Below are 25,545 nucleotides of genomic sequence, written 5' to 3'. Positions count from 1 at the left end.
TGTGTGCACGTCTTGGCGGAAAGCACTGCGCACAAATCTATGTCAGCCCAAGGCGAGAGGTTCGGAGAGAATGAGCAGAGCACTGTTGGGGTAGCGGAAACCTTCCTCCCGATGAGCTAGCCGCCCGACTCCTGAGTGACCTGGGCCATGAAGCTTGACAGCTCTCTGGGCGAGGTCCAGCCAGCAGCATAGGCAACGGCGAGAAGATCAGCTTCACGTTCGGTCGTCGTGCGAACAGGGAACGTTTAGAGGGCGTCGGGCACGAACTTCACGAGGCACTGGTGCTTGGCCCGCTTTGCCGGCGAGATCACCACAGCAGAGGTCACCCCATAAGGCTCACCCACCTTTAGATCCAGGGGATCGAGGAAGGCGCCTGCGTGGTAATCGATGTCGCAGTGCTCGTATTTGTCGCAAACTGCGAGCTTTGTGCAAATGAGGAACTGGCGAACCCCCACGTTCTTGTTCTTCCGCAACGGCCATTTGGTCCAGCAAGTCACCGGTTGGCCGCGCGAGGGCAACGCGAGCGCGCTCAAACAAGCATGGGCAAATATCTCTGGGGTTGATGCCGGCGCCGATAAATAAAGCACGAACCACGCTGTGGTCGGAATTATCAAGCGAGCGCACCGGCGGTACTGACATCCGCGTGCTTAGCGAAACGCAAGCTTATCGCCCCGGGGCCACATCCGTGGAAACGACGCGGGATACCTTTTCTCCGCCCTCCCTCTGTCGGCAGGCCCGGTATTAGATGGCCCTGCGAAGCCGATGGCTACCAGCGCCATTCCCCCTTCCCAACAGTCAAGCCATCGCATAAGGGGGGGCAATTAGGCCTCCCAGACAGCCGCGTGGCCTGACACCTGCAATATGCGATCATCCACACGCATAATCGGCAAACCTCTTCCATCGGCGAGCTGCCACGATCCAATGTTTACCTGAACTCGTGGCATCCTTGATCGAATAAGCGACGCGGACATGGACCACGGCAACAGACCTAGGGGATGGGTGTGAAGGGAAGCGCAGACGAACCACCCGATGAGCCTCGGACGTTTTGGTTGAAGGGCGGCCAACACCTCGCCATCGCCGCAGCCTACGCCGCCGTGTATGAGGTCGTCCGGCACGTCACGTTTCCGCACTGGTCACCCACCACCGGTCTGCGGCTGGCCTGCCTGTTCCTGCTCCCCCTTCGCTACTGGCCGGCGCTCGCACTGGGAGAGGCCCTGCCCACCATTGAGAACGCATGGCTCGCTGCCGACGACCTCGGCATTCCGTGGGCTGTGTCGGCTTCGGTGCCGATGATCGTGCCGTTCATGGCCGTTATGAAGCCGTTCCGCCTACGCTGGCGCCTTTACGACGATCGACGCCAGTTGCGGATGCCGCTGCTGTTGGGCGCGACTCTGGCATGTGCGCTCATCAGCGCCACCCTCTCCTGCACGACGTTGGCGACCACGATGCTCCGGACCCCGGATGCCTGGCCGCACCTGTCGCTCACGAACATGTTCTGGGCCTACACCCTCGGCCATTTTCTGGGCGGACTCACGCTGACCCCGATCATCCTTGCGCTGACGGAACGCGCACGACAACTCCCCCGTGTCACCTGGGCGACGATCTGGCAGAGCCCCTTGCTGCGGGATGTGCTGCTGTGGGTTCCGGTGCTGGCGGCCCTCGTGGTCCTGGCCATCACCACCGGTAACGACACGGTGCGGCAGGTCGCTCGGCTCGGGCTCATCTGGCCGGCCATCGCCCTGGCGTGGCGCCACGGCTGGCACGGGACGGCCTTTGGCGGCTTCGCAGCCAGCGTAGCCCTGGCCATGACAGGCACGGCCTTCGTGGATCCGGTCATGCTGCGAGCCCAGGTCATCCTGGCACTGGTGCTGTCCGGCTTGTTGACCATCGGTGCCAAGGTGTCGCGGCCACTACCGACCGCGAACCTCGTCAGGCACTGAAGGCAAGGCGCGGCAACGAACGCCCTACCACCTTCACTGTCCCTTATTGCTGCAGTTCTCCGGATGCGCCTGGCATTCGGACGGCGTCAGCATCAGCTGTATCGTGCCGTCCGGCTGCGGGGCCGCGTGGATCGTCATGCCATCGTCCTGGTAAACGGTTACGCCCGACGCAGCCGATGGTGGCGCTGCTGCGACCCTCCACCGGCTGGCGTCGGTGCCGATCGGCAACTCCAGTGTCTGGCCGGCGATGTAGGCCACCGCACCTCGCACCGTGCCGTTGCCGTCATTGATCTGGACGTAGCGCACCCCTTGCTTATCGAACCGATACGCATGAAAACCGGGGCTGACGCTGACGTCGGGCGCATTCGGCCAAGCTTGGCCTAGCCCCGTAACAGGAGGCGGCGTCGTTGCGGCGGCAGCACCGGCCATAAGGGTAGAAACGAAGGTCACCAGGGCATGTCGATGGAACAAGCGCATACAAACTCCTTTGCGGTGCGGTTGGGGAGAAGAAAACGCATCCAGGCGATACGGGAACTCAAAAGCGCGTTGGAAACGTTGTCTGTGGCGCTGGATCAAGCGCATGAGTGATGTGCGACTCTCGCGGCGGAGGCTTTGTATACAAACCCTTGGTCGAGGCACCGATCACCATGCTTGGGCGACAAACCGGTCGCGAGATTGCACCGATGGCTGAGGGCAGTGATCACCAAGGGAATGATGGGTTTCATAGGGGTTTGCGTCGACGAAGGCGGGGAACTCAGTAAACCGCTGGTCCGTCTCACTTCTCGCGACTGGTGCTCGATATTGACCAGACCGCATCGGGGTCAGATGGCCTGCCTATCTTTGTCCGCGTACAGACTACGGACGGACCGCGGACAGATGTCCGGCTTCTCGCATCAGGAAACGCCGCCTCTTTACCTGGCATGGAGCTTGCTAGACCGACGAAGCTCTCGGGGCGCAGCGCCCCGGGTATCGCCCAGGAATCAGCAGATGGAAATGACGTTTCAGCCTCAACGCACGCCATCGCGGCAACCTTTCAGAGACAAACCGCTGTTGAACATGGACTACAGCAAGATGGCGGATATCACCATGGCTAAGCACATCGCCACACCCCCTTCCATCATGCGTTTCCCAACACGTTCGCCAGTCGAGAAAGGGACATTTGTCTCGGGGCGCTATTCCAGCGCGAAACGCTTGATTCTGTCTTTATGCCTGTGCCTTTCACTCCCAGCGCATGCGCAATCTGTCGCACCCGGCAACGGCTTGGATACCTTTCTCAAGGACAAGATGCGCCAGGAAAACATCCCGGCCCTTCAAGTCGCTGTTGTCCGCCATGGCACGATCGTCAAGACGGCCGCCTACGGAATCGCGAATGTCGAGAACAGCGTAGCCGCCTCGGATGAAAGCATCTTCTCGATCAACTCGTGTACCAAGGCGTTTACAGGTGTCGCGATCATGCAACTGGTGGAGGCCGGAAAACTCAAGCTGGACGATCCGATATCGAAATACCTTGACGACTTGCCGCCTGCCTGGAGCGCAATCACCGTCAGGCAGGTCCTCGCGCACGTTTCGGGATTGCCGAACATCATCGACGACAAGGAAGATCTGATCGGCGACGGTAGCGAGGCTTCTGCATGGGCTACCGTGAAGACGCTTCCCATGGATTTCAAAACCGGCGAACGCTTCCGCTATAACCAGACCGGCTACGTCATCCTTGGCAAGATCATCGACAAGCTGAGTGGCGAACCCTTCACCAGGTTCATCGAGGACGGTCAGTTCAAACCCGCCGGCATGGTTCATACGCGCTTCGGAGATTCATCCGACGTTATTCCACATTCGGCCGGCGGTTATTCCTACCTTCAAAACGTCAACGGCTTATGGAAGAAGAGCGACCGTCTCTCGGCGATCTACGTCTCGTTCGCTCCCTACTTCAGGACAGCATCGGGAATCTTGTCCACATCGACTGATATTGCGAAGTGGTTGGTCGCACTTCAATCAGGCAAGCTACTTAAGGGCAAATCGAGCCTCGATGCGCTATGGACCTCCGTGGTTCTCAACGATGGCACCACCGGCGGAATGAGTGCATTGCTAAACGGATCGGGCCTCGGTTGGCCGGTGACGATGCGGGCTGAGCATCCCGCGGCAGGGCCCATTGGCGGCATGCGCTCGACCTTCTTCGTCTATCCCAAGGACGACCTCTCGGTGGTTATCCTGACCAATCTACAAGGCGCCAATCCCGAGAACTTCGCCGATGAAGTGGCCGCCTACTACATTCCAGACATGCATGCGTCCAACGGTTTCGGCCTGTCGCCGACACTCAAGACGTTGCGCGCCGCCTTGCTGGAACGGGGCTTCGAGCGTGCGCCACAAGTCGTCGCCGACCTCAAGACAAAAGATCCTTCGTTCGTGCCGAAAGAAGACGAGCTGAATGTCTGGGGTTACAAGCTCTTGGAGCAAAAGCAGCCCGAGCAGTCAATCGCGATCCTTCGGCTGAATACCGTGCTTTTCGCTGACAGCTGGAACGCTTACGACAGTCTGGCTGAGATTCTCGAGGAAACCGGAGATCGAGCCGGGGCTATTAAAAACTATAGCCGTTCGTTGCAGCTGAATCCCGGAAACCGCAATGCAGCCGAGCATCTTCGTAAACTGGGTAGCAACTGAAAGCCGCAAGGGTCTTCCCGGCGGCGAGTGCATGGACGGTATTCGGCCAGGAGGGCGTAGCAACACGTACGCGCAGCTTCCTGACTCGTGCAGGCTGGTTCGCCATGCTGTACGGGTGAGGCGTGCCGGCAGCAGCGTGTGGCGTGCATCACACTGGACCGCCGCTCGAGCCGGACCGAAACGATGAATTATCGGACGTTGAGCAGCACCAGCAAGCCGATGCCCGCCGCGGTACAAACGCCTGACGTCACCAAGATCCACGTGCCATCGGGATCTCCCTCGCTACGCAGTCGCTTCATCATGGCCCACGCAGACGTGTCGGGAAGTTGCTCACGGACTTGCCGATAGTAGATCCGCCAACTGGCAAGACCCGATATAGCGAGGACCAGGGTCAATACTAAGTGGATCACATGGTAAGTAGCCGGATTCATAACAGCGTGTTCGTCCGTGTCGCGAGGTGCCATGCATTAATGGTCATGCCGCTTTCACCGAACTTTCCAGCCCACTGGCGTTTTTGTGTCACCGCTGCCACTGGGACAATTTGCCTCAATATATGGAAAGTCTTTTTAAGTAGTATGGGTTTGTAGCGTGCCGCCTCTTTATTTGCATGGCGGCGCCCGAGGCGTTCTTCCAAAGGAGAATTCCTCACCTTAGGTAATGAAAGCAACAGCCTGGAAACACAAGAAAATCATGGACTGGGTTCCCATACTCTTCATTACGTTCAAGGTGCTGGTTTTTGGCACAGGCATGTTCCTGGCCGTCAAGTGGCATTACGAACAAGGAAAGAAGGGGCGGCACGCCGAGAGGCGCGCGGTGCTGCTCAAGGTCGGAGCGGTGGCCGTCATCTTCGTGGTGTTGCTGGCGGGCCTGTTGTTCGTCACCTTCGCCGTGGCCCGGAAACTCGGCTTGACCTGACCATGGCCTGGTGACGCACGTCCCGGCTCTCCATCGAATCTCCATGAAACGTCCAACGAATCCGGACAATCCCGGCTTAGCATGGACCTTTCGCGCCATGTAGTCCCTGGCGCAATCGACTTCTGGAGCGTTGCTATCCGTACCGTGACTTCCAGCGACCGTCGATGGTCCTTCAACCCCGCGTCGCTGCTGGCCTCGCCAGGGGAACCATGGCGGCTATTCCGCAAACCCTACAGAGCGATACAGGGCGCCATCGTCGGCGTCTGGGCCTTACGACGCCCCGTGGCCACCTTGCTGGTCAGCTGCGCCTCGTTGCTCGCCATCTCGGTCCTTACTGTCATGGTAAACCCCGCCCTAGATGGCCCCGGTTCCATCACACCCTTGCTCAGGCTGACCAGCCTGGCGGCAGCAGCCCTGCTGGGAGGACCCATCGCATGGTGCCTCGCCCCTGCCACGGTGCGACGCGAGCTGGTGCCGCTGGGGTACCTGATCGCAGGCTGTGCATGTTTCGGTCTCTACCTGTCCGAGCGACCTGCCTCCTGGCTGGTACTCCCGGGCATGGCCGGCGTGGCCTTAGGGGCGACTGTCGTCGGTGCCGCACGGCGTTTGATGGTCGCAACGCGTGCCATGCCAAGAACCGCCCGTCTTCGCATCGGCCTCTGCGCGGCAACGACCGGCGCGGCAGCCGGCATCCTGGGCACCGCTGCGATCATCGCGCTGCGCTATGCCAGTCTCATGGAAACCCTTGCCGTCGACTGCGTGCTTCTGGCACTGGCCGGGACCATCGCCTCGCTCTTCCCGCCCGCGACCCGGACCTGAGCGCCTACGCCACGGCAGCCAGGCGATACCCCACGCCACGCACGCTCGAGAGCATGCCCCGGATGCCGGCGTCCTCGAGTTTCTTCCGCAGCTTGCTCAGGTGACTGTCGACGGTTCGCTCCAGGGCGTCGCCTTCGGGCAGGCAAGCCACGCGCAGCTCCGAACGCGAGAAAACGCGGCTCGGTGAGCGGGCCATCCGCGCCAGGAGGCGGAACTCGGTCGCGGTGGTGACGATGGCATGCCTTGCTCCGGCAGGACAGGCATAAACCACATGCTGGTCTTCATCGATGTCGACATCGCCCACCCGAATGATCGCGCCCTGCCCCACGGCAGGAAGCGCGCGACGCAGGACCGCTCCCACGCGTGCGACCACCTCGGATGGGTTGAACGGTTTGGTGACGTAATCGTCCGCGCCAATGCGCAACGCCGATATCTTGTCGGTGTCCTCGTCACGCGCGGTCACCATGATCACCGGGGTATCGCCACGCCGACGCACCTCGGCGAGCACGGCCCATCCGTCCACATGCGGCATGGAAACATCCAGCAGCAGCAAGTCGGGCTTCAGCGTGGCGTGCAGCATGAGCGCTTCATGGCCATCCCGCGCAACGGTCGTACGAAATCCGTTTCGATTCAGATACGACATCAGGATATCGGCGATGTCGGCGTCGTCTTCCGCAACGAGCACCATGTAATCCCTACGACCACCCCCGACCATTGTCGACTCCTCCGGCTACGAGCGGCCTTTTTAGCACAAGCTCCGAAGCAGCGCCCAAGGCCGTATCTCCATCGAAACGCCATAAAAACCGTCCCTATGCCGGCGGGCCCATCCGCTAGACTTCCCCCACTAACGCGAACCAGGTCGCCGGCGGCGATTCAACGAGGGCAAAATCCATGCCGTACCATCTCAAAATCGGTCGCGGACTGATCCTGTGGGCATGCGCCCTGGTCGCCGCCGCGGTGGTGCTCGACTTTGCTTCGTCGTACGCGCTTTACGCCTTGCTCCCCGATCCCGCGGCCATTTGCGAAAACGACAGCTGGATTCCCACGCGACCGGAACTGCTCTGGCTGGTACTCACCGCGACCCTGGCCATTGCGTTCGCAGGCCCGGCCGCGCTGCGGCTCTCGCGACGATTCGTGCAGCCCATCGACTCACTCGCCGCGGCCATCCGCTGCGCCGCCCAGGGCGACCTATCCGCTCGCGCCATCAAGAAGGGACGACCCTTCGGCGAGATCGCGAGCCTTCTGGATGACTACAACGCACTGGCCGAGCGATGGGAGCAGGCCGACAAGGACATGACCGTCTGGAACGCCGTCATCGCCCACGAATTAAGAACGCCGGTCACCATCTTGCGCGGCCGCCTGCAAGGACTGGCAGACGGCGTCTTCGAGCCGACGTCCGACATGCTCCGCAACCTGGTGCGACATGTCGAGGCCTTGTCCCGCCTGGTCGAGGATTTACGGGTGGTGAGTCTGGCCGAGGGAGGTCACCTTCGCCTCGATGCTGCCGACGTGGATCTTCGCCAGGCCTTGCAGGACGTGGTGGCGTTCGTCGCACCCACCATGCCCGACCACGTCCTTTCCGTCGATGCCGACGACACACCGGTCATCGTCCGCTGCGATGCCATGCGCGTGCGGCAGGCCCTCATCGCGCTCGTCGACAATGCCAGGCGTCATTCGAATCCCGGAAAAATCACCCTCTCGCTGACATCGCGCGCGACGTCGGTCGATATCGGTGTGCACGACGCAGGTCCCGGAGTGCCCCCCGAACTCCTCGCCAGGATGTTCCAGACATTCAGCCGGGGCGAGACGTCACACCCGGGCCGCAGCGGTGGCAGTGGCCTGGGTCTGGCGGTCGTACGCAGCATCGCTATCGCGCACCATGGCAGCGTGACGTACCACGGAGGCGACGGTGCCGCGGCCACATTCACCCTCACGCTGCCGACAGGTACCGCTGCGCCCTCCATCTATCCTCCATCGACGCTCCACGGACCCTCGATGCCATGGGGTGATCCTTGACGGACCGTCGGTTGTCCCGTTGAGGAATGCACATGAACCGTGACGCAGCACACGCCCCCTGCACCACCCTGTCTCGGGGCAAGACGACATGGCATACGCGGCTACCCTGGCTTGCAGCAGTCCTGTGGATGCTGGCCCTCGGCACGCCGGGTATCGCCGGGGTGCACGCGGCGGAAGTGGTTCGTGTCGCCGTCTATCGTGGCCCCGCGGCATGTTCGGGATGCGCCCAAACCGTCACGGAATCGATCGAGCGACTGGGCGGCCGGTATCGTGTCGATTTCGTGGGAGCGCGCGAGCGTCAGGACATCTCTCCCGAAACGCTTAGCCACTACGACATCTACGTCCAGCCCGGCGGCGGGCAGGATATTCCGGGTGCGCTTGGCAGCCTGGGCACGCGTCGGGTGGACGCGATCCGGAACTTCGTGCGTCGTGGCGGACGCTACCTGGGCCTGTGCATGGGCGCTTACCTGGCCGATTCGTCGAATCTTGGGCTGATCGACGACGATCTGGACTCCGAAGTCGGCAGGCCGGGATTTGAAGCCGACACCATCGACGATTATGCCGTCGACACCTGGTGGCACGGTCGTCGTAACAGTGTTTTCTTCCAAGACGGCCCCTATTTTCCCGCTACGAGTGCATCGCCAGGGTTCCGGGCGATCGCGACGTACTCGAACGGCGACATCGCCGCTGCGCGCTACGACTTCGGCCACGGACGCGTGGTATTGACCGGTCCGCACCCGGAAGCCGACGAGACCTGGTTTGACGAGGCAGGCATCCCTCTCGAACGCATGCCGCAGGACGACCTTGTCAAGATCCTGGTGCAGGAGCTGGGTTACTGACACGCCGCAGCACGATCGGCGATACCATGCACGTCGGCATCGAGGAGACGGACGTGGAACGCATACTGGTGGTGGCCTACCGACCCAACCCTGGCAAGCGGGAACAACTTCTGGCATTTCTGGCGGCACAGCATCGCAGAGGCCGGGAGCTTGGCCTGCTGGACGAAAGTCGCCCACTGTTGGGTGAGGGCACGCATGGCGAAATCGTCTACATCGTGACCATGCGATCCGGTACCGATGTCGACCGACTGTGGGAAGACCCGGTCTTTCAGGATATCGACGCGAGCCTGTCCATGATTGCCCGCATGGTTCCGTTGCAGACGCTCGACGAAGCAGCCGCATCGTACGTGGATATGGCATCCCTGCCCGTTCACGGCGGCACGGATACACCCCGCTAGACGAACGGATGGATTGACTCGTCAACCCTGGAAGCCACGCAGTCCCCAGGAAACGATACGCAAATTCCGTCACTACGCGGGAATTTGACAACTACTTCGCAATCGCCATGTCAACTATGAGCCGCCGAAACCGGGGAAGACGAGACATGGACCAGATGGTAGGCGACTGGATACTTGAAACGACCGAAATGGCCGAAGGCGCCATCGCCATGAATCGTGCCCTGCTGGATGCCGACCTCCAGGAGGCGCGCTTCCGGGCCAAGCTCCTCCAGTTCCAGGCCGTGGCCAGTGGGGACGAGACGCTGCAGGATGCCGCGGGCCTGGTCGTCAGATTGCTCGGCCCGCCGGGTTCCGCACCGGGCTGGGGCTGCGGCGCCGCGATGCTGGCCGTGAGCACCCGCCTGGGCGACCGACTGGCAGAACATGTGGCCTGACGATGCCCGGTGCCATCGCGCACCGTGGTCATCGTTACGTCGTTATCCCCTGTGCCTGTCGAGCCATTCGACGATGCGTGACACGACGTCCTGCTCGATGCCGTAGTAGCCATGCGGCGTCAGCGAACCGCACGCCTTGCGGGACTCGGACGTCCCACCCGCCACATGAAGCACGTAAACATCGGGACTGGCGGACAGGGCCGCAGCAATCCTCGGTGCGGCATCGGGCGGTGCCACGTCGCATCGGTCGTCACGGTTGGCGACCACCAGAGCGGGAACCCGCACATCCTTCGGATCGGCGCTGAACACCGTTTCGCCGCTACCGCCCATGACGGACACCGACTCGGTCAGCACGACACCCGATACGCTGCCGCGCTTCGCATGGGCCGCCCCGTTCATGGCGGCGATCGAACCCTGGCTGGTGCCCAGGAGAAACACCGGCCCACCGAGGTTCTTCTGCGCAAAGGCTACAAGGTCGGCGACCAGCCCGGCGTATTCGAGCGAACTGCGCATGCCGCGCAAGTTGGCGCGATCCACGGTATCCGGAATGACCACCGAGTAGCCACGACTCGTCCACAACGCACGCGTGCGGACGACGAAGTTGTGGTCGTGACGTATGTCGCCGCCCCGTTCCAGGCCGACGTCACCCTCGCCACCGGGCAACATGACGATCGTTCCCTTGGAATGTTCGGCTGTGGCGGTCAACACGCGCTGTGTCTGACCGGTGGACAGCCGCAGGTCCACCACCTTGTCGTCGGCCCGCGCGGCGCCGGACAGGAAAGCGATGGCCATGCAAGCCATAGGCGTTAGCCATCCGTTGCTAGCCTTGAATTTCTTCATGCCTCGGCTACAGCGAAAGCGGCAGCCACGCGCGTCGGTGCGTGCTCGTCATCCGCCTGCCTGGACGGTGTCCGTTCGGTGGCGAAACGGAAGACGGCCACCTGCTTCATCAGTTCGTCGGCCAGTTCACTGGCCTGCTGGCTGGCCGCACTCGCCTCTTCGACCAGGGCCGCATTTTGTTGCGTGACCGAATCGAGGTCGGTGACGGCCTGGTTGACCTGGTCGATGCCGGCGGCCTGCTCCGCGCTGGCGGCGGCGATTTCGCCGATGAAGGTGGCAACCTTGGCGGTACCCGACTCCATCTCCGCCAGTGCCTGCGCCGTGCGCGTCACCAGGGCGACGCCTTCACTGACCCGATCGCTGCTCGTGGCGATCAGCGCCTTGATGTCCTTGGCCGCCACGGCGCTTTGCTGGGCAAGGCGACGTACCTCGGCCGCCACGACTGCGAAGCCTCGGCCCTGCTCGCCGGCGCGAGCTGCCTCGACGGCGGCGTTGAGCGCAAGCAGGTTGGTCTGGAACGCGATCTCGTCGATAACGGCAACGATCCCCTCGATCTTTCCGCTCGCGACGCTCGCACGATCCATCGCACCGCTCGTCTCGCCGGCCAGCACGCGCGTGGACACCGCCTGCTCCGTCAGCGCGTGCGCAAGGCTGCGCGCGGCGGCGGCGCTGCTGGCATTCTGCCGTACCGATGCGGTCATCTCTTCCATGGATGCGGCGGTTTCCTCCAGCGAAGACGCCTGCTCCTGGGTCCGGGACGACAGCTCGTCGTTACCCGCGGCGATGTCCCTCGCGGCGTGACTGACCTGCTGGGCATTGTCCCTGACCGTCCGGACGATGCCGGCAAGGGTGGTGTCCATGGTGGCCAGCGACCGCAGCGTGTCACTGACCTCGTCCCTGCCCTGTACGTCCAGGTTATGGCCGAGCTCGCCGTCGCTGATGCGGCCGGCCAATGCACGTGCACGCATCAGCGGGGCCATGATGGACCGGGCAAGCATCACGCCCGCAACGACCAGGACGATGAGCGAGAGGATGACCACGACGGTCACGGCCACCATGACCGAATGCTCTCTCCGGACGGCGATGGCATAGGCTGCCGCCGCCTCGTCGACATTGGTTTTGACGATGACGTCGATGGCTTTGGACTCTTCGCCGAACGCCGGTCCCACCGTGCCCAGCATGAAGTCGACGGCGGCACCGTGCTGACCGGCAGCCATGAGCGGTTCGAGTTTGTCCTTGAGAACACGGGCACGCGTCCTCGCCGCGATGAATGCCCTGGCGTCGGCGTCCTCGGCAGGCGAGCTCACCATGGCCGGGTAATAGCGCGACCAGATGGCATCCATCTTTCGCACCGCATCCGCATTGGCGGAACGCTCCTCCAACGCCGCCTCCACCGTGCCTTTGAGCAAGGCCCGATTCAACCCGGTGCGAGTGTCGTTGAAGAGGTCACGCACGGTCGTCACCTCGACGATGGGCAGCAGCGAGGACTGGTATACCGACGTGAGCTGCCGGTTGGTCTCGCGCAGTTCGTAAAGGCCACCCGCACCGAGCGCGAAGGCAACAAGAACAGAAACACTGACTAGCAGCACGATACGCTGGCGAATGGTCATGGACGGGGCCGACTCCGGAAGGGTTTTCCCCTTAGCGGCAAAGCTACGCATACCTGAAGACGAATTCGGCTTATTTGCTAAAAATGAGTTATTCGAGATTCAATCCAAGGAAAGCCTGACGAAAGGTTCATCGAGACGACGAATGCCTATGACGCGCATCGAGCGGATGCTCGCCACTACGGTTGGCACGGCAGCGCATACGCCCACAACCAGCGCGGTGGTTCCGACGCAAGTTTTCGCGCCACGTCCGCATAGCGCGCATCGAGCAAACTTGCCGACCAGTAGAGCGCACGCGCGTTGTCCGCATCCCATGCCCCGGAGAAACCCGGAAGCCCCGCCTTGGCGCGCGCGGCATCGAACTTCACCGACGAATGCACGAACTCTTCGTGGCTGCGCTTTCCTTCCGCATACGGCAGCAGCCAGTCGAGTCCGGCCGCAAGCGTCTGTCCGTCGTGGCCGGGCAAGCGCAACCAATCCTCACCGCGCGAGCGCGCGGCCACCGCTGCCAGGGTCAAGGGCTCCAGGTCATAGGTGACGTAATGCAGCGCATCGCGCTCGGCGAAATCGATGACTTCCCCACCCGGTTTCATGTTGATCGACAGCTGCCGGACAAAGGCCGCACGCGCGCGCGCGAAAAGCGCATCGTCGTTCACCGCCACGGCCGCCAGCACGGCCAGCTTCACGCGATGGCTCTGCCAGTTGTTGCTCCAGATGCCGTGCGGATCGCCCACGTGCGTATCCATCTGGTCCAGGTAACCGCTGCCGAGGCGACGAATGAAATCACGGGTTTGCCGCGACACGTCGGCCGGAAGATCGGCCGAGGTCAACTGGTAGGCAGCGATGACATGACCCAGACCGGTCTCGTCGATCGGATCGAACGATGGCCGGTACACGCGTGTCCATGCGTCGAGATACGTCGCCAGTCGATCCAGCGAGGAACGATCCCGCGTGTTACGCCACGCGAGGGCAAGATCGAGCATGTAGCCGAAGTCGCGCACGGCGGCGGCGGAGGCGTCGTGGATGCCGGTGTGCGGCAGCGTGCCCTCGGTATGGATCACCGGCATGGCCTGCGGCTTGTCCGCCGGCGCGGCGGCAACCGCGTGCGCCAGGGATGCCGCGGAAGGCGGTGGTGCGGCAAGGCACATGGCGGGGCTGGACATGGTAGCGGTAGCGAGCAACAAGGCAGCGATCATGGCCGGAAACCTTACATGTCATTGATACGGGGCGCGGAAGCTGCAAGGAGTACCGGCCGGCCCCTTTCATCCCCCTTACGTCAGCGCCATGCTCGGCACGCAAAAAGCCACAGGCGCGTCGAGTAGACGCGCCTGCGGCTTCATGCAAGAACGGAACGGACCCGTTGCCTCAGAACTCGCGCCACTGCCCCGAAGCAAGCGCGGGCTGGGCGACCGCCACCAGCGCGGCTTCCCGGACGGTGCTTGCCGCGGGTGCCTTGACAGGCCGGGCCGTCGGCGCCGCCGCGGGGGCGGTGCTCTTGACCGTAGCGGCATCCGCCAGCTTGAAGAAGGACACCTGGCGCGTCAGTTCCTGCGCCAGTTCCAGCGCCTGCCGGCTGGCGGCGCTGGCTTCCTCGACCAGGGCGGCATTCTGCTGGGTCACGTCGTCGAGGGACGCCACGGCGACATTGACCTGTTCCACGCCGGCCGACTGCTCCTGCGAGGCGGAGGAGATCTCGTTGATGATGTCGGCGACCTTGGTCGCGCTGCTGCCGATCTCCACCAGCGCCTTGCCGGTACGGTTCACCAGGTCGGAGCCCGTGCTCACGCGCTCCACCGTGGTGCCGATCAAGGTCTTGATGTCCTTGGCGGCCGACGCGCTGCGCTGGGCAAGGTTGCGCACTTCCGCGGCCACGACCGCGAAGCCGCGACCCTGTTCGCCGGCACGCGCCGCTTCCACGGCAGCGTTCAGCGCCAGGAGGTTGGTCTGGAAGGCGATTTCGTCGATCAGCACCGCGATCTCACCGATGTTCCGGCTGGCCTCGGTGATCTGCTTCATCGCTTCCACGGCTTCATCGGCCACCGCGCCGCCGCTCTTGGCTTCGTTGCGCAGGCCCTGGGAAATCTGCCGGGCGAGCGCGGCGCCCTCCGCGTTCTGCTTCACCGTGGAGGACATCTCCTCCATCGACGCGGCCGTTTCCTCGAGCGAGGACGCCTGCTCCTGGGTACGGTTGGACAGGTCGTCGTTGCCGGCCGAGATGTCACGCGCCGCGTGTTCGACCTGCAGGGCATTCTCACGCACGGAACCCACGATGCGCGCCAGGTTCTCGTCCATGGTGTGCAAGGCGTTGAGCATGCGGCCCAGGTCGTCGCTGCGGGTGACCGCGAAGGACTCGCCCAGGTGACCTTCCGCGATGCGCGTCGTGACCGAGGAAGCGCTTTCCAGCGGGGTGAGAATGCTACGCACCAGTACGGTGGCGACACCGATGATGGCCAGGATGGCGAGCAGGCCGCCGCCCAGCAGGATCACGTTGGTGCGCGCACGTGTCGCCGCGGCTTCCGCCGAACGCTGTTGCAGGAGCGCCGTCTCGGCACCCACGAACTTGCCCAGCAGGTCGCGCATCTCGTCCATGTGCGCCTTGCCCTTGCCCTGACGCTCGAGGGCAAGTGCTTCCGGGCTGGAACCGCCCGACGCGGCCTGCTGCTTCTGCAGGGCGAGGACCGGCTCGATGGCGCCCGAAATCCACGCGCGATAGCCCGTGTCGAGGTCGGAGAGACGGCGCTGCTGCGCCGCATTGTCGACGGTAAGGCTGCGAAGCTGGCCGAACGCGTCCGCGTAGGCCGCCTGGCCGTCTCGCAGCGGCGCCAGTGAAGCATCCTTGCCGGTGACGAGGAAGCCCCGTTCGCCGGTCTCGATATTGACCAGGGCGGTAAGCAAGGCGCCCTCAACGCGCAGCACCTGGTTGGTGTGCAGGTCCATGCGTGTGCTCTGGGCCATGGCCTGGAGCGCGCCGTAGACGATACCGACGAGCACGATCACCACGACGGCGATCGATGCAAAGCCGCCAAAGATCAGCTTGTTTCGTGATGCGAGTTTGATGAGTTGCATGGTGCCCCCCTGGGCAGACTGAGCGCGGGCCATGGAACTGGCCGAAATGCCGACAAGCGTGGACTTGCGTGAGCCGAATCGTGCCCGGCTCTTCCAGATGCCCACCGGCCGTATGAACCTTATCGGCAAAATTCACCCTGGCTTGACGAGAAATACGCATAACCGGCAAATACGCCATTTACGGTTGCCGTAGAAGGCCATTCAGCGAGGCGCGTTAAGCAGCCACTGACACACTTGCCAAGGCTGGGTTGCCATTGACATGGCCCTGCCGGGGCCTACCGGCAGCCCTGGCCGTGTCGGGCCGTCTTCTTGTCGACGATTTGGCCACCTGGGTACCATGCGGGATGCCTGCCTCCACCGACCTTGCCCCGACGACGCGCGCATCGGGCACACCGGCCGACACACGCCCGCGCAGCCTCGTGGCGGCCTGTCTCGCGCACGCGCTGCACGACGGCTACACCGATGGCCTCTATGCGTTTCTCCCCGTCTGGCAGGCCCAGTTCGGCCTGTCGTATGCCGCCCTGGCCCTCCTCCGTTCGCTTTACTACGCCACCATGGGGGGCCTGCAGATGCCGGCCGACCGTCTTCTGCGGACGGCCTCCCCACGGGCGGCGCTGGTGCTGTCCACGGTACTTGCCGCCATCGGGATGGCGGTGATGGCTTCGCCGACAGGCTTCGCCGGGCTTTGTCTCGGGCTGGTCATCGCCGGCATCGGCTCCAGCATCCAGCACCCCCGGGCGTCCACGCTGATCACCGACGCCTATGGCGCGGGATCGCGCAGGCCGCTGGGGATTTACAACTTCTCCGGCGACCTGGGCAAGGCCATCCTGCCGGCCATCGTCGCGCTGCTGATTCCCCTGCTGGCGTGGCGCCCCGTGCTCGTCCTCATGACGATCCTCGGCGCGGGCGTCTCGATGGCGTTGTTTGCGTTGGCCCCTTCCATGCGAGCGGGCGGAGACAGCACATCCGCCGAGCGGCACGGCGAACGTCGCGACGGCTTTGCCGTGCTGATGGCGATCGGCGTCCTGGATACCGCGACCCGCATGGGCTACCTGCTTTTCCTGCCGTTCCTCGTCCACGGGAAAGGCGGCGATTCCCCGATGGTCGGCCTGTGTCTCGCGCTGGTTTTCATCGGTGGTGCGCTCGGCAAGGCCACGTGCGGCTGGCTGGGCGACCGCCTCGGCGTGGTCGGCACGGTCATGCTGACTGAAGCGGCGACGGCCGGCTTCATCGTGGCGACGCTGGTCACGCCACTGTGGGCCACCCTCGTGCTGCTGCCGCTGCTCGGCGTCGTACTGAACGGCACCTCTTCCGTGCTCTACGGCACGGTGCCGGAGCTATCCGACGGCGATACCGGCCGGGCCTTCGCCCTCTTCTACACCGGCGTCATCGGCTCGGGCGGCATCGCGCCCATCCTCTACGGCCTCATCGCCGACCACAGCAGCCGCGTCGTCGGCATGATCGCCGCGGCAGGCACCGCCCTGGCCATCCTGCCGCTGGTACGGCGCTTGCGCCCCCACCTCGTGACGCCGATCGGCCGCGCCTGACGCTACAGGCCGATCATGTCCCAGAACCCGCAACCCACCCGCGGCACACGCTCGTCCACCGGGGTCCGCGACGGCCCGTAGAGCACGGTGGCCGGTGCCCCCTCCGGCGTGCCATCCAGGCGGCCGGTGCGCGCGAAGGTGGCCCAGTCCTTCTGCATGCGGTCGGACAACGCCTGCTGCGCCGGGCTGAAGCGGGCGGGGTCCGCCAGTGCCCAGCGGGTCTGGAACAGGTACACGATCTCGGACGCGTGGTAAGCGCCCAGGTCGGCCTTGCGCGAGAGCGCGAACGGCGCCTGCGGGTCCGTGAACGCGTAACGCCAGGTCGGCGTGGCGCGGGCCAGCATCGTCGACAGCGACAGCGTCGGGCAGGCGAAGACGCCATCGGTCACGGCCGCGGCATACGCGTCACGCAACGAGGGATACCGCGCGGCCGGATAGGCCCTGGCCACCGCGTCGGCATGAGCGCCGAACGTGCTGGCCATGCGTGCGTCGTAATCGCGGCGGTCGTCGAGCTGGCCCAGCTTGCCGAGCAGGAAACCGAAGAGCCGCCCCTCGTCGGCGTTGTTGCCGATGAGCACCGGCACGTGGGCGAAGTGGCCCCGGGCGAACGCCTCGCGCGGTGCTTCCGGAAGCACGCTGTCGCCGGCGATGAAGTTCCATGCATGCGGTCCCAGCACGCCGCGCGAGGGGGCCAGCGCGGCATTTACGCCGCGCGGTGACAGGCGACGCAGGCAGGCCACCGCATCCGCCCCCGTGCAGCCGACCTCAGCCGCGTAGCGCACGCCGCCCGCGTCGGCGTCGGCCACCGGCACGGTCGACTCGTTCAACGTGCAGGGGCCGCTTTGCACGATCGCGCGCTGGAACAGGCCCCGTGCGCCCGGTGCCACCAGCTGCGCGCAGACGCTCCACGCCCCGGCGGATTCGCCGAACAGGGTGACGTTGCCGGGATCGCCGCCGAACCGGGCGATGTTGTCGCGCACCCAGCGCAACGCGGCCTGCTGGTCGAGCAACCCGAGGTTGGCCGCGCCGCCGGCTTCGGCACGCAACGCAGGGTGGGCCAGGAAGCCGAGAGACGCCAGGCGGTAGTTCACCGCCACGGTGACGACATCCTGCCGGCGTGCCAGCACGCTGGGATCGTATTGACGGTTGGCACCCAGCACGAGCGCACCGCCATAGATCCACACCATCACCGGCTTGCGATCGCCGGGCTTCGCGGTCGGCGGCGTATAGACATTGAGGTTGAGGCAATCCTCGTCGCCGATCACCAGCCAGTGGCTCGCCTTGCCGGTCTGTGCGCCGGGGCTGAGGTTCTGCACGCACTGATGGCCGAGCGTCGCGGCATCGCGTGGCGCTTGCCAGGGCAAGGCCGGTAGCGGCTCACGCCAGCGCAGCGGGCCGACGGGTGCACGCGCGTAGGGGATACCGAGATACGCCTGCCCCTCCGCCGAGGTCACACCGGTCACGGGACCGCTCGCCGTCATCACCGTGGCTGCAGCCTGCCGGTCCGCACGGGTGATATGCGTTGCCGCCCCCGGTGGGGCGCGGCAGCCGGCAACGGCGCACATCACCAACAGCGGAAGAAGCCATGAACCGGAGCGTGGCATCGCGGTACGTTCCTGAAAAACGAAGGGCGCGAAGCTATACGCGACGGCCCGGCGACGCGATGTGAACGATCTTCACCCCATCCACGCCGAGCAAGCCGGCGAGCGGCACCTTCGCCGTGGTCTGCCGAGGGCTCACGCCCAGCCCGTTGTTGCGCAGCATGTCGAGCAACCGCTCCGCCAGCGGCATCACCATGTGCCGTCCCCAGCAGCGCTCCGAGGCATGCCCGAACGGCAGGTAGCCCGGATGGTTGTCGGGGTCGAGGTCGTTCCACCGCTCGGGACGGAAAACGTCCGGATCGTCCCAGAGGGCGGGATCGCGATGGCTCACCAGCGGCAACACCAGCACGTCGTCCTTCTCGCCGATGCGTGCATCCAGTGCTGCGTACTCCGGCGAAGCGTTGCGCAGGATGTTCCACGATGGCGGGAGCAATCGCATGGACTCGTGGATGATATTCACGTTCGAATCGCCATCGTCGAACGGCGCACCGAGCCACATCGCATTGGCGACCAGCGTCGAGATGGTGAAGCAGACCGGCGCGACGGTGCGCCGGTAAAGCCCCATGGCATAGCGCCGGTCGTCATACGTAGACGCCTGCGCGGTCAGCGAGGCGATCGCGGAGGCATCGGGGCCCAGCTTGAGCGACGACAGCGCACCCGTGACGATGACCGCCCACGTCAGCTTCGGCGTGAGCTCCAGCAGGCGGTCCATGAGGAAGCGCAAGCGAAGCGGATCGTGACCCAGCAGCATGTCGCGCAGGTAGACATGGCCGACGCCCGGCCACTCGCCGGTGAAGTCCACGCCGGTCGGTACGGGCTCTTTCAGGGCCAGGCGGACGTCGCGACCCACGGCCTGCATCAGCCTGGCCGCGTCGGTACGGGGGATGGAGCGGCCGTGCAACGGCTTGAAGGTGGGTCGCTCGAACTCGGTGGCATAGCGCGCGGCGAGCACGCGGTCCATGATCCCGGGGCCGGCGACGCCGACGGTGGTCGCGTCCAGCCGGAACACATCGCTGCCGCAATGCTCCCGCAACAAGGCTTGCAGCCTCGGTGCGAAGACGGTCGTCCTGGCATGCTTGCCGATAGCGTGCATACGTCTCCCTACGTCTGGCAAGGAGGGACCGCACCGTTTGCCGATGAAACCCCGGCGCCTGGTGCGGTCCCGATCGTCGGCTGCGTTCCGCTAGCGGAACGTGGAGGGGACGGTCAGTACCAGATGTACCAGGCGTACGATTTCAGGCTTTTGTTCGGCGTAAGCATGTTCTTGAGCGCGAAAAGAGCTTTCATGGGTATCACCTCCGGTCGTTCGGGACCCGTGTGGTGCCATCGAAGGCATGCGGGATCGACCGACCCCGCAACACCGTCCCGTTTCCATACTAGCCTTGCCATCCGCAGTGTGCGGGCGGCAAAGCGTATGGACGTCCGAAGTGTGACCCGGTTCGCAGAAGCGTCAGCCGTGCCGCAAACCGGATTCGTGTGTTCTTACGGAAGGATCTCGCCCTCGTCTTCCCCGTTCCACCACGTGATGCGGATGGCATGCACCTTCAACAGCACGATGCCCGGCGTGTCCACGCCCTGCTCGAACCAGCGTTCCAGCTTGTCCTGCCAGTGCTGCTGAAGCACCGACTTCTCACGGATCACCTGTGCCCTGCCCTCGACCGCGACGAACAGCGGCGGCTTGCCGAGCAGCGACTTGGATCCGGTGAACGACAGCGCGACATGGTCATTGGCTTCGATCTCGCGAACCACATGGGTGTCTTCATAGGCGAAGAACCAGCTGTCACCGTCGTACTCCACGTCACCGTTGTTGCTCATGGGACGGCCGGCGATCTCGCCGGATGAGGTGAAGGTCTGCAGCATCGCAAAGTCGATGTCGGCCATCTTCTTGGCAAGCTCGGGAAGCGTCATCGTCGTCATGGTCGGTCTCCTGGTGAGGCTGGCAGACTGCGTCACCCCACCGGAGGGGAACGTGAAGGATGTGCGGTTTACGGCTCGACCAACGCGGTCGATCCGTAGGCCCGGTTCATGGCCTCCTGAAACGCGTTCATCTGCTCGTTCACTTCCTTGGACAGCGATCCCTTCTGCATGATTTCGACGGATGCATGCGAGTACGCCATGCTCAGCTTGAAGTTCTCCTTCTGCAGGGCTTCCTGCTCGGAGACATCCTTGGCCTTCAGGTACTTGGCGTAATTTTCGCGCAGCGGCAGGCTGAGCTGCTGCACTTCCGCGTTATCGATCGGCGGCAACGTGGCCGGCAGGATCGTCACCTTGCGCACCACGGGCGAGGCATCCTTCTGACGGTTCGCCTCGAAGTCCTTTTTGGCATCGGGGTTCTTCCCCAGGAAGGCGACGATGAAATCCTTGGCGCGGAAAATCTTGTTGTGCACCGTGTTGTTCGAGCCATTCTCATGTTCCACGACGCTGTCCGGCAGTTCCTCGTCCACGCCGTAGGTCCAGTCCTTGTCGATGAACAGATCGCTGGACTGCCTCATCGTGCCTTCGAACGTCACGCCTTCCAGGACCACCTGGTCCAGCTTGCCCGTGTACCCAGGCGAGGTCGAACCCACCTTCTCGAAGCTCTGGCGATAGATCACGTAATCGCTGAGCGTGGGATTGATGATGCCGCCACGGCCGCGGTAGTACGAGATGAACTTGATGTCGCCCACGACATCGCCCTTCATCGTGTGCTCGCCAGCGTCCAGCGAGAGTTCCTTGTCCTCGTGCGGCGCCACCTCGTAGGTCTTGCCGTCGATGGTGAGCGACAGCGGCTTGTCGGTCGGGTTGTCGATGGCATAGTCGGCACTGCGGCCGCTGCAGCCGGCAAGCAGGGCCACGAGGGCCAGGGGCAGGTAGCGTTTTTTCATGAGACGGACTCGCTCGTTACAGGGGAATGGGAAGGAGAAGGAGAAGGCGTCGCACGGTTCGCGTGTCGCAAGGCTTCGTGCAGTTCGTCGGTCAGCGCCCGGGTCAATGCCTGCCAAGGCAGGATGCCGTGGCACGTCTGGCTGGCGACCGCGGACGGCGATCGCCCGGCCGACGCCTGCCGCACGGCAGCGTCGAGGGACACGCCGAGTGCATCGAGTCGCTCGGGAAGCGCCGGGTGCGCATCGAACGGATGGGCCATGCGCTCATCGCCCAGGTCGGTCAGCGGCGTGTCCTGAATGCTGAGGCGAAGCTGCTCGACGATGTCCTCGCCCGCCTGGCCGCAGGGCTCGATCGCGGCCAGCAACGCATGCAAGCGCGTTTCCAGCAGGATCGCGCGCGTGAGGCCGACGGCAAAGGCCGGTGCGCCCACCAGCGCCGCACCGGCCTTGTCTGCCTCGTGCTCTCTCACCCGGCTCCAGTGACGCTCGACGGCGCGGAACCGATACAGCGCATACATGGCCACCATACGTCCGGGCCTGAGGAACACCTTGCCGATCCAGTTATCGTGCTCGTACTCGGCCAACGACATTATTCGTCGCTCGAACCCGTGGTAGATCGGTGCGAAGCGCTCGCTGTAGGCCAGGTCCTGGCCGCTGAAGTGCGCCATCTCGTGGGCGACGATGCCGCGCAGTTCGTCGGCAGCCAGCCAAGGCAGATGAGCCGCGCACAGATAGAGCGTGTGCCCGTGCAACTCGCCCGCATGCGTGGCGCGGATGGTTCCCGAGGTCACGAAGAAGCCATCCAGCAATCCGACGGCGATGTGATCCAGGCGGGAAGCACCCAGCGTGGCGGCCACGTCGTCGGTCATGGCCCAGAGCGCGGGCGCATCCTCACGCGTGAGGCTGCGAGCGAGCAGGTGCATGGGCTGCGGCGCGAAGGGTAGCGCTTCCGCGCGGGCACTGGACACCGCGACCCAGATCATGAAGGCGGTGAACACGGAGAACATCGTCATGATGACGCCGAAGCGGATGTCGTGGCTGACGAATCCCCAGATCAGCATCGAACAGCTTCCCGCGGCGAACGCCGAGCCCACCGCCAGCAGTTGCCAGGTCAGCAACCGCGGAAGGCGCGCGTGCCATTGGGCGAACGCATGCACCAGGATGTCGCGGGACTGCATGCCCTTCGTCGCCAGACGGTGGGTCATGACGATACCCACCGTGCCCAGCACCGCACCGAGGAACGCCAGCGCCATGCACGCCAGCGAGGCCACGCCCGCCGGCGGGAAACGCAGCAGCAGTCCATATTGGACGAGCCCGGCAAGCCACAACAGGAGGGGAACGCCCACCACGGCATGCCAGGGCGCACGCAGCACCGGATGGGACATCGTCAGTGCGCCATGAGGCCCTGGTACGCAGGGGTACGTCGATCGATCAGCTCCGCCAGCACGGCCAGGAACAGGTCGGCGCTGAACAGGCACAGGTAATCGAAGGCGTGGACCAGCTTGCCCTGCTCGTCGAGGAGCCTGATCTTGCCGTCGGAACCGACACCCTCGATGCGATGGATACGCTCCAGGGGAATGGTGGTGCCTTGCACGTCGATACGGGTGGCGCCGAGATCCACCGCGTGGGCATCGACCTTCAGCATCCCGCCGATCAGGCGTTTGGTCAGCCGGGTGCTGCGATCGATCGCGTGGAATCGCACGGCCTTGCCCGCATCGATGGCGGCCAGCGCCACCGGTAAACGCGCGACGACCTGGCCTTCGACGATCGCCGCGCGCAAGGCGAACGAATTGCGGCGATTGTCCAGCACGTCGACCCAGGGGCCCTGCGGCGAGCGCCGGAAAGCAAGGGCGTTGATGATACCGCCGGCATAGCCGCCCTTGCGGAACAGGTAGACGTCGGCCATGTCGACGAACGGCACGGACTCGACCTGCGCCGTACCGCGTCGGTAGACGGCCACGCCGTGCTCGTGCAGGGCCAGTTCCGTCTTCAGCGCCGTCAGCTTCCAGCCCAGCACCATCAGCAAGCCGACGACCACCATGCCGACGGACACGCCGATCAGCAACGGCAGCTTCGTCGGATCGACACGCGCGCCGCTCATCAGCGCCAAGGGAATGACCGCGCTGCAAAGCAGGAAGACGATGGCGGCAATCAGGGGAACGATGGCGGTCCGCGATCGGCCATGATGGCTGACCAGCGGTCCGAGGGTCTGCGTGGCCTGTTCGTTTTGTGGCGTCATCTGGCGTCCTTTCCTCGTTACGGCAATCGATCGAGGCGGCACGCTAGCACGGATCGCAAGTTCTTATGCCGGGCCTGTTGCCAAAAACTCATGTAACTCGCGTTACATGACGCATCACGCCGCCTCGTTTTCCAGCACGAAATACGCGACTTCTCGGCGAAGGATGTCCGCACTCTCGCGCATGGCATGACTGGCGGACGTGGCGTGCTCGACCAGGACGGCATTATCGCGTGTGGCCTGTTCGATACCGCGTATGGCGCCGTCGATGCGTGCGATGCCCTCGCTCTGGCCACGCGTCACGTCCATGACGGAAGCGACCAGGCCACTGAGCAACGCCACGCGCTCCGCGATGCCGTGCAGCACCTCGCCCGCGCGATCCACGGAGGCCACGCCCGCCTGCACGACTTCGTCGCTCGCAGCGATCAGACCACGGATATCGCCGGCCGCCGATGCGCATCGCTGTGCCAGGGCACGCACCTCCGCGGCGACCACCCCGAAACCGCGCCCGTGCTCGCCGGCCCGCGCAGCCTCCACGGCGGCGTTGAGCGCCAGCATGCTGGTCTGGAACGCGATCTGGTCGACCAGGTCCAGCATCTCGCCCATGCGTTCCCCCGCGCGCTGGATGTCACGCATGTTGCCCACCGCGGCCAGCGCTACGCGATGGCCCTCGTCGGTCATGCTGCGCGCGTCCACCACGGCGCGGTTGGCCGCCGTGGCGTGCTCGATGCCCTGGGTCACCGCTTGCGCCATGTCGGACATGGACGCCGTGGTCAGGTCCACATGGGCCGACTGCGCACGCGTCTTCGCGTTGAGTGCCTCGTTGCCATCGGCGATACCGGAGGCGGCCTGCGCAACATGGCCGGCGCGATCGCGTACCTGGGTCACCACGTTGCCGAGCTGGGCATCCATGGCCGCGAGCGAGGTCAGCAAGGCGCCGATCTCGTCGTCCCGGCCCACGTCGATGGGTGTGCCGAGGGTGCCGCCGGCGATCGATGCGGCGACCTCGGCGGCCTGGCCGAGTCGGCGACCCAGCGCGCGGATGATCGCGACATCCATCACGCTGGCGATCAGCAGCGAGAGGCCCAGCAACATCGCCGAGAACACACCGCCGCGCGCTATATCCGAATGCTGTGCGGCCGCCGCCGTCTTGCCGTTTTCCAGGGCCAGCGCGAAGAGGTTCGAGAAGTCGCTTTTCAGGGGGCCGACGGCCGACTGCACATCGTTGGACAACTGCAACTGGGCCAGGTCGAACTGTTCCGCCTTCAGCAGCGCCACCACGTCGTCGATCGCCTTGTCGGCCGCCTTGCGATGTTCCGCCGCGAGGGCCACCAGCTTCGCCTGGCTCTTGCCCAGCCCGCTGGCGGTCAGCGACGCCCACTGCCGGTCGATGTCGTGGCGGTTGCTGCCGATGGCGGTCATGGCATCGTCGACCGCCGAAGGCAGCCGCATCAGCGTGGCATGCACCACGGCGTCGAGCAGGTCGTTGTAGTCGTTCTGGATATGGCCGACGTCCGCCACGGGAGCCAGCGTATCGCCGACGACGGACTGCAGGCGCGCATCGGCGGTGCGCAGCTGCACGCCGCCGACGATCCAGAGGGCAAGCAGCAAGAGGATGGTGCCGGCCAGGCGCAACGACAGCCGCGCGCGGAGGGTGAGTGTCGGCAAGCGAAAAGCGGGGAAGGACATGATGCGCTCGACGAATGGGGGGTGCCTGCCTATCGGCACCGAACCCCCGCCCTTGAGCGATTTATCGCATATTAAA

The 25,545-nt window shown here is 64.5% G+C and carries 25 protein-coding genes; 9 read left to right on the top strand and 16 right to left on the bottom strand.

What is annotated here, in order from left to right:
- Nucleotides 1–245: 245 nt before the first annotated feature.
- The gene (locus AB8808_RS08210) at nt 246–614 is read right to left on the bottom strand and encodes a hypothetical protein (protein WP_369928358.1); all 369 of its coding nucleotides are present in this window, start codon (nt 612–614) and stop codon (nt 246–248) included.
- Between the two features lie 435 nt (nt 615–1,049).
- Between AB8808_RS08210 and AB8808_RS08205 the strand changes: the two genes are divergently transcribed.
- Nucleotides 1,050–1,940 (top strand): MASE1 domain-containing protein, encoded by an 891-nt coding sequence (locus tag AB8808_RS08205; protein ID WP_369928356.1) that lies wholly within the window; start codon nt 1,050–1,052, stop codon nt 1,938–1,940.
- Nucleotides 1,941–1,973: 33 nt separating this feature from the next.
- Here the strand turns inward: AB8808_RS08205 and AB8808_RS08200 are convergent, their stop codons facing one another.
- Nucleotides 1,974–2,522: a hypothetical protein gene (locus tag AB8808_RS08200; RefSeq protein WP_369928353.1), complete on the bottom strand. Its 549-nt coding sequence runs from the start codon at nt 2,520–2,522 to the stop codon at nt 1,974–1,976.
- 405 nt (nt 2,523–2,927) lie between these two features.
- Between AB8808_RS08200 and AB8808_RS08195 the strand changes: the two genes are divergently transcribed.
- On the top strand, nt 2,928–4,598 hold the full coding sequence (locus tag AB8808_RS08195; RefSeq protein ID WP_369928351.1) for a serine hydrolase: 1,671 nt from the start codon (nt 2,928–2,930) through the stop codon (nt 4,596–4,598).
- A gap of 427 nt (nt 4,599–5,025) precedes the next feature.
- Here AB8808_RS08195 and AB8808_RS08190 read toward each other — a convergent pair whose 3' ends face one another.
- On the bottom strand, nt 5,026–5,232 hold the full coding sequence (locus tag AB8808_RS08190; protein WP_369928349.1) for a hypothetical protein: 207 nt from the start codon (nt 5,230–5,232) through the stop codon (nt 5,026–5,028).
- A gap of 56 nt (nt 5,233–5,288) precedes the next feature.
- On the opposite strand from AB8808_RS08190, the gene AB8808_RS08185 reads away from it, so the two are divergent.
- Together AB8808_RS08185 and AB8808_RS08180 are read left to right on the top strand one after the other, a co-directional pair.
- Nucleotides 5,289–5,513 (top strand): hypothetical protein, encoded by a 225-nt coding sequence (locus AB8808_RS08185; RefSeq protein WP_369928347.1) that lies wholly within the window; start codon nt 5,289–5,291, stop codon nt 5,511–5,513.
- Between the two features lie 282 nt (nt 5,514–5,795).
- Complete coding sequence (locus AB8808_RS08180; RefSeq protein ID WP_369928345.1) at nt 5,796–6,332, top strand: hypothetical protein; 537 nt, start codon at nt 5,796–5,798, stop codon at nt 6,330–6,332.
- Between the two features lie 4 nt (nt 6,333–6,336).
- Here AB8808_RS08180 and AB8808_RS08175 read toward each other — a convergent pair whose 3' ends face one another.
- Complete coding sequence (locus AB8808_RS08175; protein ID WP_369928343.1) at nt 6,337–7,020, bottom strand: response regulator; 684 nt, start codon at nt 7,018–7,020, stop codon at nt 6,337–6,339.
- Nucleotides 7,021–7,223: 203 nt separating this feature from the next.
- On the opposite strand from AB8808_RS08175, the gene AB8808_RS08170 reads away from it, so the two are divergent.
- The 4 genes from AB8808_RS08170 to AB8808_RS08155 all read left to right on the top strand — a co-directional run bounded on the left by AB8808_RS08170 (nt 7,224) and on the right by AB8808_RS08155 (nt 10,019).
- Nucleotides 7,224–8,348 carry an ATP-binding protein gene (locus AB8808_RS08170; RefSeq protein ID WP_369928341.1) on the top strand — a complete coding sequence of 375 codons (1,125 nt, stop codon included), beginning with the start codon at nt 7,224–7,226 and terminating at the stop codon, nt 8,346–8,348.
- Nucleotides 8,349–8,476: 128 nt separating this feature from the next.
- A complete protein-coding gene (locus AB8808_RS08165; protein WP_369928339.1) occupies nt 8,477–9,187 on the top strand; it encodes a BPL-N domain-containing protein in 711 nt (236 codons plus the stop codon).
- A 26-nt stretch (nt 9,188–9,213) separates the two neighbouring features.
- Complete coding sequence (locus tag AB8808_RS08160) at nt 9,214–9,585, top strand: hypothetical protein (RefSeq protein ID WP_369928336.1); 372 nt, start codon at nt 9,214–9,216, stop codon at nt 9,583–9,585.
- A 146-nt stretch (nt 9,586–9,731) separates the two neighbouring features.
- Nucleotides 9,732–10,019 (top strand): hypothetical protein, encoded by a 288-nt coding sequence (locus AB8808_RS08155; protein ID WP_369928335.1) that lies wholly within the window; start codon nt 9,732–9,734, stop codon nt 10,017–10,019.
- Nucleotides 10,020–10,061: 42 nt separating this feature from the next.
- Here AB8808_RS08155 and AB8808_RS08150 read toward each other — a convergent pair whose 3' ends face one another.
- The 4 genes from AB8808_RS08150 to AB8808_RS08135 form a co-directional block, all read right to left on the bottom strand.
- Nucleotides 10,062–10,811, bottom strand: a complete 750-nt coding sequence (locus AB8808_RS08150; protein WP_369928332.1) for an alpha/beta hydrolase — start codon at nt 10,809–10,811, stop codon at nt 10,062–10,064.
- 44 nt (nt 10,812–10,855) lie between these two features.
- Nucleotides 10,856–12,469, bottom strand: coding sequence for a methyl-accepting chemotaxis protein (locus tag AB8808_RS08145; protein ID WP_369928330.1), 1,614 nt, complete (start codon nt 12,467–12,469; stop codon nt 10,856–10,858).
- A gap of 176 nt (nt 12,470–12,645) precedes the next feature.
- Nucleotides 12,646–13,662, bottom strand: coding sequence for an alginate lyase family protein (locus tag AB8808_RS08140; RefSeq protein ID WP_369928328.1), 1,017 nt, complete (start codon nt 13,660–13,662; stop codon nt 12,646–12,648).
- A 169-nt stretch (nt 13,663–13,831) separates the two neighbouring features.
- A complete protein-coding gene (locus tag AB8808_RS08135) occupies nt 13,832–15,532 on the bottom strand; it encodes a methyl-accepting chemotaxis protein (RefSeq protein WP_369928326.1) in 1,701 nt (566 codons plus the stop codon).
- A 344-nt stretch (nt 15,533–15,876) separates the two neighbouring features.
- On the opposite strand from AB8808_RS08135, the gene AB8808_RS08130 reads away from it, so the two are divergent.
- A complete protein-coding gene (locus AB8808_RS08130; RefSeq protein WP_369928323.1) occupies nt 15,877–17,079 on the top strand; it encodes an MFS transporter in 1,203 nt (400 codons plus the stop codon).
- A 2-nt stretch (nt 17,080–17,081) separates the two neighbouring features.
- Here AB8808_RS08130 and AB8808_RS08125 read toward each other — a convergent pair whose 3' ends face one another.
- The 8 genes from AB8808_RS08125 to AB8808_RS08090 form a co-directional block, all read right to left on the bottom strand.
- Nucleotides 17,082–18,683, bottom strand: a complete 1,602-nt coding sequence (locus AB8808_RS08125; RefSeq protein ID WP_369928322.1) for a carboxylesterase/lipase family protein — start codon at nt 18,681–18,683, stop codon at nt 17,082–17,084.
- A gap of 34 nt (nt 18,684–18,717) precedes the next feature.
- The gene (locus AB8808_RS08120) at nt 18,718–19,773 is read right to left on the bottom strand and encodes a cytochrome P450 (protein ID WP_369928319.1); all 1,056 of its coding nucleotides are present in this window, start codon (nt 19,771–19,773) and stop codon (nt 18,718–18,720) included.
- A gap of 113 nt (nt 19,774–19,886) precedes the next feature.
- Nucleotides 19,887–19,940, bottom strand: a complete 54-nt coding sequence (locus tag AB8808_RS08115) for a tryptorubin family RiPP precursor (RefSeq protein ID WP_506193269.1) — start codon at nt 19,938–19,940, stop codon at nt 19,887–19,889.
- A gap of 222 nt (nt 19,941–20,162) precedes the next feature.
- Nucleotides 20,163–20,597: a pyridoxamine 5'-phosphate oxidase family protein gene (locus tag AB8808_RS08110; protein WP_036142283.1), complete on the bottom strand. Its 435-nt coding sequence runs from the start codon at nt 20,595–20,597 to the stop codon at nt 20,163–20,165.
- A 68-nt stretch (nt 20,598–20,665) separates the two neighbouring features.
- A complete protein-coding gene (locus AB8808_RS08105) occupies nt 20,666–21,544 on the bottom strand; it encodes a hypothetical protein (RefSeq protein ID WP_369928317.1) in 879 nt (292 codons plus the stop codon).
- Nucleotides 21,541–22,929: a M48 family metallopeptidase gene (locus AB8808_RS08100; protein ID WP_369928315.1), complete on the bottom strand. Its 1,389-nt coding sequence runs from the start codon at nt 22,927–22,929 to the stop codon at nt 21,541–21,543. The genes AB8808_RS08105 and AB8808_RS08100 overlap by 4 nt, the downstream gene beginning before the upstream one ends.
- 2 nt (nt 22,930–22,931) lie before the next feature.
- Nucleotides 22,932–23,783 carry a hypothetical protein gene (locus AB8808_RS08095; RefSeq protein ID WP_369928312.1) on the bottom strand — a complete coding sequence of 284 codons (852 nt, stop codon included), beginning with the start codon at nt 23,781–23,783 and terminating at the stop codon, nt 22,932–22,934.
- A gap of 114 nt (nt 23,784–23,897) precedes the next feature.
- Nucleotides 23,898–25,469 (bottom strand): methyl-accepting chemotaxis protein, encoded by a 1,572-nt coding sequence (locus AB8808_RS08090; RefSeq protein WP_369928310.1) that lies wholly within the window; start codon nt 25,467–25,469, stop codon nt 23,898–23,900.
- Nucleotides 25,470–25,545 lie beyond the last annotated feature (76 nt).

It is taken from the genome of Xanthomonas sp. NCPPB 2632 (assembly GCF_041228075.2).
Lineage (GTDB): Bacteria > Pseudomonadota > Gammaproteobacteria > Xanthomonadales > Rhodanobacteraceae > Luteibacter.
The sequence above is the reverse complement of the archived record's forward strand: the minus strand, read 5'-3'. Positions and strand labels throughout refer to the sequence as shown.

Coding starts and splice junctions, on each gene's coding strand:
- AB8808_RS08185 (WP_369928347.1), top strand. CDS start 5,289: ATGGACTGGGTTCCCATACTCTTCATTACGTTCAAGGTGCTGGTTTTT.
- AB8808_RS08170 (WP_369928341.1), top strand. CDS start 7,224: ATGCCGTACCATCTCAAAATCGGTCGCGGACTGATCCTGTGGGCATGC.
- AB8808_RS08140 (WP_369928328.1), bottom strand. CDS start 13,662: ATGATCGCTGCCTTGTTGCTCGCTACCGCTACCATGTCCAGCCCCGCC.
- AB8808_RS08155 (WP_369928335.1), top strand. CDS start 9,732: ATGGACCAGATGGTAGGCGACTGGATACTTGAAACGACCGAAATGGCC.
- AB8808_RS08175 (WP_369928343.1), bottom strand. CDS start 7,020: ATGGTGCTCGTTGCGGAAGACGACGCCGACATCGCCGATATCCTGATG.
- AB8808_RS08090 (WP_369928310.1), bottom strand. CDS start 25,469: ATGTCCTTCCCCGCTTTTCGCTTGCCGACACTCACCCTCCGCGCGCGG.
- AB8808_RS08200 (WP_369928353.1), bottom strand. CDS start 2,522: ATGCGCTTGATCCAGCGCCACAGACAACGTTTCCAACGCGCTTTTGAG.
- AB8808_RS08095 (WP_369928312.1), bottom strand. CDS start 23,783: ATGACGCCACAAAACGAACAGGCCACGCAGACCCTCGGACCGCTGGTC.
- AB8808_RS08160 (WP_369928336.1), top strand. CDS start 9,214: ATGCACGTCGGCATCGAGGAGACGGACGTGGAACGCATACTGGTGGTG.
- AB8808_RS08120 (WP_369928319.1), bottom strand. CDS start 19,773: ATGCACGCTATCGGCAAGCATGCCAGGACGACCGTCTTCGCACCGAGG.
- AB8808_RS08130 (WP_369928323.1), top strand. CDS start 15,877: ATGCCTGCCTCCACCGACCTTGCCCCGACGACGCGCGCATCGGGCACA.
- AB8808_RS08195 (WP_369928351.1), top strand. CDS start 2,928: ATGGAAATGACGTTTCAGCCTCAACGCACGCCATCGCGGCAACCTTTC.
- AB8808_RS08100 (WP_369928315.1), bottom strand. CDS start 22,929: ATGTCCCATCCGGTGCTGCGTGCGCCCTGGCATGCCGTGGTGGGCGTT.
- AB8808_RS08105 (WP_369928317.1), bottom strand. CDS start 21,544: ATGAAAAAACGCTACCTGCCCCTGGCCCTCGTGGCCCTGCTTGCCGGC.
- AB8808_RS08150 (WP_369928332.1), bottom strand. CDS start 10,811: ATGGCCATCGCTTTCCTGTCCGGCGCCGCGCGGGCCGACGACAAGGTG.
- AB8808_RS08135 (WP_369928326.1), bottom strand. CDS start 15,532: ATGCAACTCATCAAACTCGCATCACGAAACAAGCTGATCTTTGGCGGC.
- AB8808_RS08125 (WP_369928322.1), bottom strand. CDS start 18,683: ATGCCACGCTCCGGTTCATGGCTTCTTCCGCTGTTGGTGATGTGCGCC.
- AB8808_RS08165 (WP_369928339.1), top strand. CDS start 8,477: ATGCTGGCCCTCGGCACGCCGGGTATCGCCGGGGTGCACGCGGCGGAA.
- AB8808_RS08110 (WP_036142283.1), bottom strand. CDS start 20,597: ATGACGACGATGACGCTTCCCGAGCTTGCCAAGAAGATGGCCGACATC.
- AB8808_RS08145 (WP_369928330.1), bottom strand. CDS start 12,469: ATGACCATTCGCCAGCGTATCGTGCTGCTAGTCAGTGTTTCTGTTCTT.